We start from the raw sequence: 6,805 nt of genomic DNA, 5'->3' as shown, positions 1-6,805 counted from the left end.
GCAGCTCGGACAGCGTGCGTGGTCGTGGCGCTGCCGTGAAGTACCTGTCCCATAACACCTCCCGGAATGCAGGGGCAGTTTGCCCGATTCCCCCACACTCCGGGACTGAACACCTAGCTGCCCGGAGAAGCGGCGGCCGAGCCTGGCCTTGCGCTGAGCGTCAATGCGCGGTTCCCTGGGGCCGACGGCAGGAGACCCGGGGATGCAGGACCAGACCAACGCCGACACGCCGGAGAAGGATGTCCCGCTGCGCTACGACATCCGCCTGCTCGGCCGCATCCTGGGCGATACGGTGCGGGCGCAGGAGGGCGAGGCGGTGTTCGACGTGGTCGAGCGCATCCGCCGCACCGGCGTGCAGTTCCACCGCGATGCCGACGAGACGGCGCGGGCCGAGCTCGCCGCGATCATGAGCGGCCTGCCGCCGGCACAGGCGGTGCGCATCATCCGCGCCTTCGGCCATTTCTCGCATCTCGCCAACCTGGCCGAGGATCAGCACCACATCCGCCGCGGCCGCGCCTACGCCATGGCCGGCGCCGCGCCGCGCCCGGGCAGCATGGACTACGCGCTGGCACGGGCCCGCAAGGCGGGCATTTCGCGCGACAGCCTGCAGCGGTTCTTCGCCGGCGCGCTCTGCAGCGCGGTGCTGACCGCGCATCCGACCGAGATCCGCCGCAAGAGCGCGATCGACCGCGAGATGGAGATCGCCCGCCTGCTGGAAGAGCGCGACCGGGTGCATTTCACGCCGGAGGAGCTGGCCGCCAACCGCCGCGCGCTGCGCCGCGCCGTGCTGACGCTCTGGCAGACCAGCATCCTGCGCGGCTCGCGGCTCCGCGTGATCGACGAGGTGGCGAACGGGCTCGCTTATTACGACCACACCTTCCTGCGCGCGCTGCCGCTTTTCTATGCCGACCTGGAGGACCAGCTGGCCGCCGCCGACGCTGCCTGGACCGGCATCGAGGTGCCGTCCTTCCTGCGCATGGGCAGCTGGATCGGCGGCGACCGCGACGGCAATCCCTTCGTCACCGCCGAGGTGCTGCGCCAGGCGCTCGCCATGCAGTGCCGGCGCGCGCTCGGGTTCTATCTCGAGGAGCTGCACCAGCTCGGTGGCGAGCTGTCGCTCGACGAGCGCAATGTCCGCGTTTCGGATGGCGTCGCGGCGCTGGCCGAGGCTTCGCCCGACCGCTCGCCGGAACGCGCGCACGAGCCCTATCGCCGCGCCATCGTCGGCATCTATGCCAGGCTGGCTGCCACGGCCGAAGCCTTGGAAGGCATGGCAGCGCCGCATCAGGCGGTCGGGCCGGCCAAGGCCTATGGCAGCGCACGCGAGCTGAAGACCGATCTCGACACGATGGATGCCTCGCTGACGCAGAACGGCTCCGGCGCGCTGGCGCGTGGGCGCCTGCGCGGACTGCGCCGCGCCGTCGACGTGTTCGGCTTCCATCTCGCCGCGCTGGACCTGCGGCAGAATTCCGACGTGCATGCACGCACCGTGGGCGAGCTGGTGCGGGTTGCCGGCTTGTGCCCCGACTACGCAGCGCTGGACGAGGCAGCCCGCGTCGCCCTGCTCGCCCGCGAGATCGACAGTCCGCGCCCGCTCGCCTCGGCGCATCTCGACTATTCGGAGGAGACGACCGGCGAGCTCGCCATCCTGCGCGTGGCGGCGGAAGCGCATCGCCGGCTTGGGCCCGCCGCGGTGCCGCATTACGTGATCTCCAAGGCGGACGGCGTCTCCGACATCCTGGAAGTGGCGGTGCTGCTGAAAGAGGTCGGCCTGCTGCACCCGCAGGGCGGCCGGCTCGACCTCGACATCGTGCCGCTGTTCGAAACCATCGGCGACCTGCAGGCCTGTGCCGGCGTGATGGACCGGCTGTTCCGCCTGCCTGCCTATCGCCGCCTGCTGGCATCGCGCGGCGACCGGCAGGAGGTGATGCTCGGCTATTCCGACAGCAACAAGGACGGCGGCTATCTCACCTCGACCTGGGAGCTCTACAAGGCGCAGCTGGCGCTGATCGAGACCTTCCGGCGGCACCAGATCGGCCTGCGCCTGTTCCACGGGCGCGGCGGCACGGTCGGCCGCGGCGGCGGGCCGAGCTACGACGCGATCCTGGCCCAGCCCGCCGGCGCCATGCAGGGCGCCATCCGCATCACCGAGCAGGGCGAGGTGATCGGCGCCAAATATTCCAACGCCAATGTCGGCCGGCGCAACCTGGAGGCGCTGGCCGCCGCGACGCTGGAGGCGACCCTGCTGGAACCGGACCAGCCGGCGCCCTCGACCGAGTATCTGTCGGTGATGGAGGAATTGTCAGGCGCCGCGTTCCGCGCCTATCGCAGCCTGGTCTACGAGACCGACGGGTTCGAGCGCTATTTCCGCGAATCGACCGTGATCGGCGAGATCGCCAGCCTGAACATCGGCAGCCGCCCGTCCTCGCGCTCGAAGCAGAGCCGCATCGAGGATCTGCGCGCCATCCCCTGGGTATTCAGCTGGGCCCAGTGCCGGCTGATGCTGCCAGGCTGGTACGGCTTCGGCGCCGCGGTCGCCGCCTGGAATGCCGCGCGGCCCAAGGACGGCATGGCGCTGCTGCAGGCGATGCACCGCGACTGGCCGTTCTTCCGCACCATCCTCTCCAACATGGACATGGTGCTGGCGAAGAGCGACATCGCCATCGCGTCGCGCTATGCCGAGCTGGTCGGCGATGCGAAGCTGCGCAGCGCGATCTTCGCGCAGCTGCGCGGCGAATGGCAGGCCTCGGTCGATGCCGTGCTGGCGATCACCGGGCAGACGGCGCTGCTTGCCACCAATCCGTCGCTCGTCCGCTCGATCCAGAACCGCTTTCCCTATATCGACCCGCTCAACCACGTGCAGATCGAGCTCTTGCGCCGCCACCGCGCCGGCGACGCCGACCCGGCCGTGGTGCAGGGCATCCATCTCAGCATCAACGGCATCGCAGCGGGGCTCAGGAACAGCGGGTAGACGCCGCTATTTCCGGCTGTCGCCCGCCAACGCCGCGGTGACGCCGAGGCCGATGAAGAGCGTGCCGCTGACATAGCGCTCGAAGCGGAGATAGCCGCGGCTGCGCTTGAGCCAGTTGCCGGCGGTGCCGGCGACTAGCGCGTAGCAGCCGTCGGTGACGAAGCCGAGGGCGGCGAAGAGCAGGCCAAGGATGGTGATCTGCATGGCGATGTGGCCGCGGCCGACATCGACGAATTGCGGCAGGAAGGCGAAGAAGAACAATGCCGTCTTCGGGTTCAGCAGGTTGACGATGAAGCCGTCGCGGATGAGGCGTGCGTAGCCGCGGCGCGTCACCACCACCTCGCCCTCCCCGCCGTCGCCGCGGCCGAAGATCTTCTTCAGGCCGAGCCAGATCAGATAGGCGGCGCCGGCATATTTGACGATGCTGAAGGCGAGCGCGGAGGAGGCCAGCAGCGCGGAGAGCCCGAGCGCCGCGGCGGCAATGTGCACGAGGGTCGCCGCGTGGATGCCGAGATTGGAGACGAAGCCCGCGAGGCGGCCCTGCTCCACCGAGCGCGCGATGATGTAGAGCACCGCCGGCCCGGGAATCAGCAGCAGCACCAGCGCCGCGCCAGCGAACAGGCTGAGATTGGCGAGGCCGGGGGTGACGATTTCCATCGACGCGCTCCTGAATGACGGTGCGCCACCAATCCCCGGCTTGCGCGGTCTGTCAACCGCTCAGATGGGCGGCCGGCGGCGGTGCCAGTCGGTTGCCTGCTGGAACACATGGCCGGCGCGGAGCAGCGTCGCTTCGTCGAGATGGCGGCCGATCAGCTGGAAGCCGACCGGCAGGCCCGAGGCGGCGAAACCGCCCGGCAGGGTGATGGTCGGACTGCCGCTGAAATCGAACGGCGCGGTGAACAGCAGGACCGTGCTCGCCGTCGCCGGGTCGCGCCGGAGCTCGGCGCGGCGCTCGATCGTCATCGGCGCGGTCGGCAGGGCCGGCAGCGCGACCACGTCGACGCCGGCGAAGACCTGGCGCAGCCGGCCCTTGAAGCGGTCGCGCTCGCTCTGGATCTCGGCATAGTCGGGCGCCGAGAGGCCGCGGCCGAGATCGATCAGCGCCTTGAGCGCCGGCCCGTATTCCGCCGCGCGGGCGGGATAGGTCGATTTATGGGCCATCGCCGTCTCCGCCGCGCAGGCGCGCGTCCACATCGCCGCCATGCCGGCAAGGTCGGGCAGCCGGATGTCGACGATCTGCGCACCCGCCGCGGCCAGCACGTCGAGCGCGCGGAGCAGCACCGACGAAACTTCCGGCTCGACCACGCTTTCCAGGAGCGCGCGGTCGAGGCCGATCCGCAGGCCGCGCACGCCGCCGCCGAGACCGCCGACATAGTCCGGCACCGGATCGATCAGCGCGGTCGGGTCATGCGGATCGGCGCCGGCAATGACACCCAGGATCGCGGCGCAATCGGCGGCGCTGCGCGCCATCGGGCCGACATGGTCCAGGCTGTCGGCGAGCGGGAAAACACTGTGCCGGCTAACCCGGCCCCAGGTGGGCTTCAGGCCGGTGATGCCGCAACTGGTCGAGGGAAACCGGATCGAGCCGCCGGTGTCGGAGCCGAGCGAGCCGTAGCAGAGACCCGCCGCGGTGGCGACGCCGGAGCCGGAGGAGGAGACGCCGGTCCAGTAATCCGGATGCCAGGGATTGACCGGCGGCGTGATCGAGGGGTGATGCTCGGAGAAGGCGCCTTCCGTCATCTGCAGCTTGCCGAGCAGCACCGCGCCGGCGAGTTCGAGCCGCGTCACCACGGTGGCATCGAGCGGCGGTACGAAATCCTTGTGGATCGCCATGCCGGCCGCGGTCGCCACGCCGCGGGTGAAGCAGAGATCCTTGACCGCGATCGGCACGCCGTGCAGCGGCCCCCGGTAGCGCCCGGCGGCGATCTCCGCCTCGGCCTCGCGCGCGCGGATGCGGGCACGCTCCGCCGTCACCGTCGCGTAGGCATGCAGCCCGCTATCCAGCGCCGCGATGCGGGCCAGCATGGCCTCCGCCGCCTCGACCGGCGACAGTGCGCGGGCGCGGATCCTCTCCGCGAGTTCGATGAGCGGGAGATAGGCAAGATCGTCCGACGGGGTCATGCACAGGCTCGCGGTTGCGGATAGGCGCAGTCGGCGAGCGTATGGCGATCGAGCTCGGCAAGGAAGCGCTGCCCGGCCCCCGCCAGCATGGATTTGAGCCGGCATGCCGGTGTCAGCACGCATTGGCCGCCATCGGCGCGAAAGCATTCGACCATGGCCTGGTCGCGCTCCAGCAGGCGCACGATCTCGCCGATGCGAATCTTGCCCGGCGCCTTGGCGAGCTTCACGCCGCCATGCGGCCCGCGCATGGTGGCGACATAGCCGGCGGCGGCCAGGTCCTGCACGATCTTGGTCAGGTGATGGCGCGAGATCGCGAGCTCCTCGGCGATCGCCTCGGTGGTCAGCATCTCCTCCGGCCGCGCGGCGAGCCGCATCAGCGCCCGGAGGCCGAGATCGGTATAGGCGGTGAGCCGCATTGTCGCACCCTGCAATCCTGTATTGAGGATACCACAATCCGAGTCTATTGTGGTATTGAAAATACTGATTTGGAGAATGCGGTGCAGGAAGTGGAAGGCGGGCCGGAAAAGCGGGCGCGGCTCGTGGCCGAGATCCGGGCCAGAACCGGCATCGACGAGGCGATGATCCACCGCCTCGTGCACGGCTTCTACGCCAAGGTGCGCGCCGACGACGTGCTCGGGCCGGTCTTCGACGCAGCCATCGCCGACTGGGCGCCGCACCTCGCCAAGATGTGCGATTTCTGGTCCTCGGTCGCCTTGATGAGCGGGCGCTATCATGGCCAGCCGATGCCGGCGCATCTGAAGCTGCCGATTGAGGCGCGGCATTTCGACCGCTGGCTCGCCCTGTTCGAGGCGACGGCGGCGGAGCTCTGCCCGCCCGCGGCGGCGGCGCATTTCGTCGAGCGCGCCCGGCGCATCGCCGACAGCTTCGAGCTGGGCCGCGCCTTCGCCACCGGCAATATCCAGAAGGGCCCCCTGCCCTCGCAGCGCCGGGTTCGTCACTTGCAGCGTGAAGGAGACACCGCATGACCGCCGGCATTTCCACCTTCGCCGGGCGCACGCTCGGCGAGATCGCCGCCGCCCTGCCCGGCGCCACCGCGATCTTCCGGCGCCACAAGCTGGACTTCTGCTGCGGCGGCGCGGCGACGCTCGCCGATGCCGCGGCCGAGCGCGGCCTGGCCGCGGATGCGGTGGCGACCGAGCTCGCGGCGCTGCAGGCCGGCGACGCCATCGGCCTGGCGCGCGAGCCGGCGGCGCTGATCGCCCATATCCTGGAGCGCTATCACGACACGCACCGGCGCGAGCTGCCGGAGCTGATCCGGCTCGCCCGCAAGGTCGAGGCGGTGCATCGCGACCACCCCCTGGCGCCGCGCGGCCTCGCTGCCGCGCTCGGCGAGCTGCTCAACGAGCTGGACGCCCATATGGTGAAGGAGGAGCGCATCCTGTTCCCGCTGATGCGCGAGGGCGGCCACCCGATGATCACCCATCCGATCGCCCGCATGCAGCACGAGCACCTGGAGCACGGCGAACGGCTGCGCGCCCTGCAAGCCGTGGCGCATGACTGCGTGCCGCCGGACGGCGCCTGTTCGACCTGGGCGGCGCTCTATGCCGGGGTCGCCAAGCTGATCGAAGATGTCGAGCAACACGTGCATCTGGAGAACAACGTGCTGTTCTCGCAATTCGCCGCCGTGCCGGCGAGCGGCTGCGGCTGCGCCGCGGGCGGTTAAACTCGCCCGCACTCGCGCGTGCCCCACGT

At 70.3% G+C, this 6,805-nt stretch carries 6 protein-coding genes; 3 read left to right on the top strand and 3 right to left on the bottom strand.

Annotated elements, in window-relative coordinates; translation table 11 throughout:
* The first annotated feature begins 202 nt into the window (after positions 1-202).
* The gene (gene ppc, locus DT074_RS22060) at positions 203-2,971 is read left to right on the top strand and encodes a phosphoenolpyruvate carboxylase (protein WP_119422028.1); all 2,769 of its coding nucleotides are present in this window, start codon (positions 203-205) and stop codon (positions 2,969-2,971) included.
* A 6-nt stretch (positions 2,972-2,977) separates the two neighbouring features.
* Here ppc and DT074_RS22055 read toward each other — a convergent pair whose 3' ends face one another.
* Genes DT074_RS22055 through DT074_RS22045 form a run of 3 tightly spaced genes read right to left on the bottom strand, consistent with a single transcriptional unit; the run spans position 2,978 to position 5,508 of the window.
* Entirely contained in the window at positions 2,978-3,628 is a 651-nt protein-coding gene (locus tag DT074_RS22055) for a LysE family translocator (RefSeq protein ID WP_119422027.1), read from the bottom strand.
* 60 nt (positions 3,629-3,688) lie between these two features.
* A complete protein-coding gene (locus DT074_RS22050; RefSeq protein ID WP_119422026.1) occupies positions 3,689-5,092 on the bottom strand; it encodes an amidase in 1,404 nt (467 codons plus the stop codon).
* Positions 5,089-5,508 (bottom strand): RrF2 family transcriptional regulator, encoded by a 420-nt coding sequence (locus DT074_RS22045; RefSeq protein ID WP_119422025.1) that lies wholly within the window; start codon positions 5,506-5,508, stop codon positions 5,089-5,091. The genes DT074_RS22050 and DT074_RS22045 overlap by 4 nt, the downstream gene beginning before the upstream one ends.
* Positions 5,509-5,589: 81 nt before the next feature.
* Here DT074_RS22045 and DT074_RS22040 point away from each other — a divergent pair, with 81 nt between their 5' ends.
* Positions 5,590-6,078: a group III truncated hemoglobin gene (locus DT074_RS22040; RefSeq protein ID WP_368744843.1), complete on the top strand. Its 489-nt coding sequence runs from the start codon at positions 5,590-5,592 to the stop codon at positions 6,076-6,078.
* On the top strand, positions 6,075-6,776 hold the full coding sequence (gene ytfE, locus DT074_RS22035; protein WP_119422024.1) for an iron-sulfur cluster repair protein YtfE: 702 nt from the start codon (positions 6,075-6,077) through the stop codon (positions 6,774-6,776). Before DT074_RS22040 ends, ytfE begins: the two co-directional genes overlap by 4 nt.
* Positions 6,777-6,805 lie beyond the last annotated feature (29 nt).

It is taken from the genome of Desertibaculum subflavum, from assembly GCA_003576705.1.
GTDB classification, from domain to species: Bacteria; Pseudomonadota; Alphaproteobacteria; order Ferrovibrionales; family Ferrovibrionaceae; genus Desertibaculum; species Desertibaculum subflavum.
The sequence above is the reverse complement of the archived record's forward strand: the minus strand, read 5'-3'. Positions and strand labels throughout refer to the sequence as shown.